This is a genomic window from Butyricimonas sp. (assembly GCF_019423355.1).
GTDB classification, from domain to species: domain Bacteria; phylum Bacteroidota; class Bacteroidia; order Bacteroidales; family Marinifilaceae; genus Butyricimonas; species Butyricimonas faecihominis.
This window is the reverse complement of record NZ_JAHZBP010000009.1, coordinates 209,379-211,119: the sequence shown is the minus strand read 5'-3', so window position 1 is coordinate 211,119 and position 1,741 is coordinate 209,379. Positions and strand designations below refer to the sequence as shown.

Below are 1,741 nucleotides of genomic sequence, written 5' to 3'. Positions count from 1 at the left end.
AGGCAGAAGCATCCCTTGCATTTCTGCAAAAGGGCAACAAGTATTCCATTCGGGATATGAATTGCGGGATAAGGATATTCATGACTTATCTATTCTTGATGCTATTTCAAAATCATAATTAAAAGCTGGAGGATCAATTCCCCCAGCTTTTTCAGCCCTCGTTACATCATAACTTGAATCCTCTACTTTTTCTTGGCTCTTCTGTTTTTCGTAAACCTTGCCGAAGTTTCTCCCATTGTTCTTTGAACCATTCGCCAATCGGTTGCCTGTTTATGGTCAGTACCAGTTTACTGTCATTGGTCGGATTCTTTTCCACTTTGAAAATATCATTCCTGATGTCAAACTTCCGTCTGTGCTCTTCGGAATAAATCCTGCCATTGCACCTGATAGCCTCTTTCTTCGTCAGAAGGCTCTCTATCATTTCTTTGGTGAAGCCGATGGCAGTGCATAGCTTTTCCATTCTCAACATTTCTTTGAGCATCGGGAACCATTTGAACGCCTTTTCAAGAATAGCATTCAGTCGTGATATTTCCTTGTCTTTGGCTTCAAGCTCCAGATTGTGTATTCCTTGCAGATTACGTATCTGCTTGCCGTGCTGTTCCTGCATGTGCCGCATTTGGGCTTTCAGGTCATCAATTCCCTTATCCCGTTTGGCTATTTCCTGATGCAATTCTTCATTGGATAGTTCCAGTTTCTTCATTTTTCCACTGCCGAAAAGAGAACCCACTCCGCTCACTATGACCGTAGCGGCATCGGTGGCTGCGCCTTTGAGCTTGTCCGTGCGTATCTCCGATTTCACCTGACGGAGTTTCTGTTCGGCAAGGTTTATCTGTTCTTCTTTGTGCCGCTTTGCTGCATCCATGCGTTGCAGTTCGGCTTTCTGCTTCTCAATGATGAAGTCGTTCCGTTCCAAATGTTTTTTGCCTGTTACAGCCTTTGACTGCCCACGCTCCATCAGCAGGATATCAGATGCCAAGTTTTGCATTTCGGTCATATCCTCATCATTGAGTTTGCGGCTCTTGCCTGTATCGTGGTTCATCCAGTCAAATACGATATGGGCATGGTAATTCGGTTTGAACCACCTTTCGCCTACTTGGAAACTCTCCATGTCCTCCGGTGCGGGCTGACCGTTCAGCCAATGCCCCTCGTCTTTGTGGAGGAAGATTTGGAGCGGTGTAATGCCCCATCGCCTTTGGCACTCTTCGCCAAACCTACGCACATCCTCCAGCGTGGTGTCCTGTCTGATTAGCAATACACCCTCACGGATGGGAGAACATCCCGCCACCTTGATAATCTTGCCATTCTTCCCTTTGCGCTCACGCTCCTTTTCCTGCATGGCACGGCCTGTCTTTTCTTTGACCATGCGTTTGATGTTCTCATAGTGCGTCTGCAATTCGGGACTGCCGAAATCCGGATTTATCCATTGTTCGTTATCAGCCGTAAGTTCGGACACGATGTAGATTCTGGACTTGCCGATGTTGCGCATATACTCGGCAGTCCTCCGGTTATGAGCCTCGCTTGATGCCACGTTGCAAGGCTTGATATGTATGCTTGATTTTGTTGCCATCTTTTCAATTTTTGATTCGGTAATTACTAATTTTGTTTGCTGCTTTCCGCTCATAACCGCATGGGGTTCTTAGGGGTGCAACCCATAAGCGGAGTTTCCAAAGAGAGGGTCACTCTTTGGTCGGGGTTCTCAGGGGTGAAACGCCCTGAGTGGGTCATTAGGGCAAAGCCCTAA

General features: G+C 46.8%; 2 protein-coding genes. One reads left to right on the top strand and one right to left on the bottom strand.

Annotation, left to right across the window (positions count from 1 at the left end; genetic code table 11):
• Positions 1 to 118, top strand: a 118-nt coding sequence (locus QVC79_RS13420; RefSeq protein ID WP_371416335.1) for a nucleotidyltransferase domain-containing protein, incomplete at its 5' end; no start/stop codon positions are given.
• Positions 119 to 166: 48 nt separating this feature from the next.
• Here the strand turns inward: QVC79_RS13420 and QVC79_RS13415 are convergent.
• Positions 167 to 1,567 (bottom strand): coiled-coil domain-containing protein, encoded by a 1,401-nt coding sequence (locus QVC79_RS13415; protein ID WP_057325975.1) that lies wholly within the window; start codon positions 1,565 to 1,567, stop codon positions 167 to 169.
• Between the last annotated feature and the right edge of the window lie 174 nt (positions 1,568 to 1,741).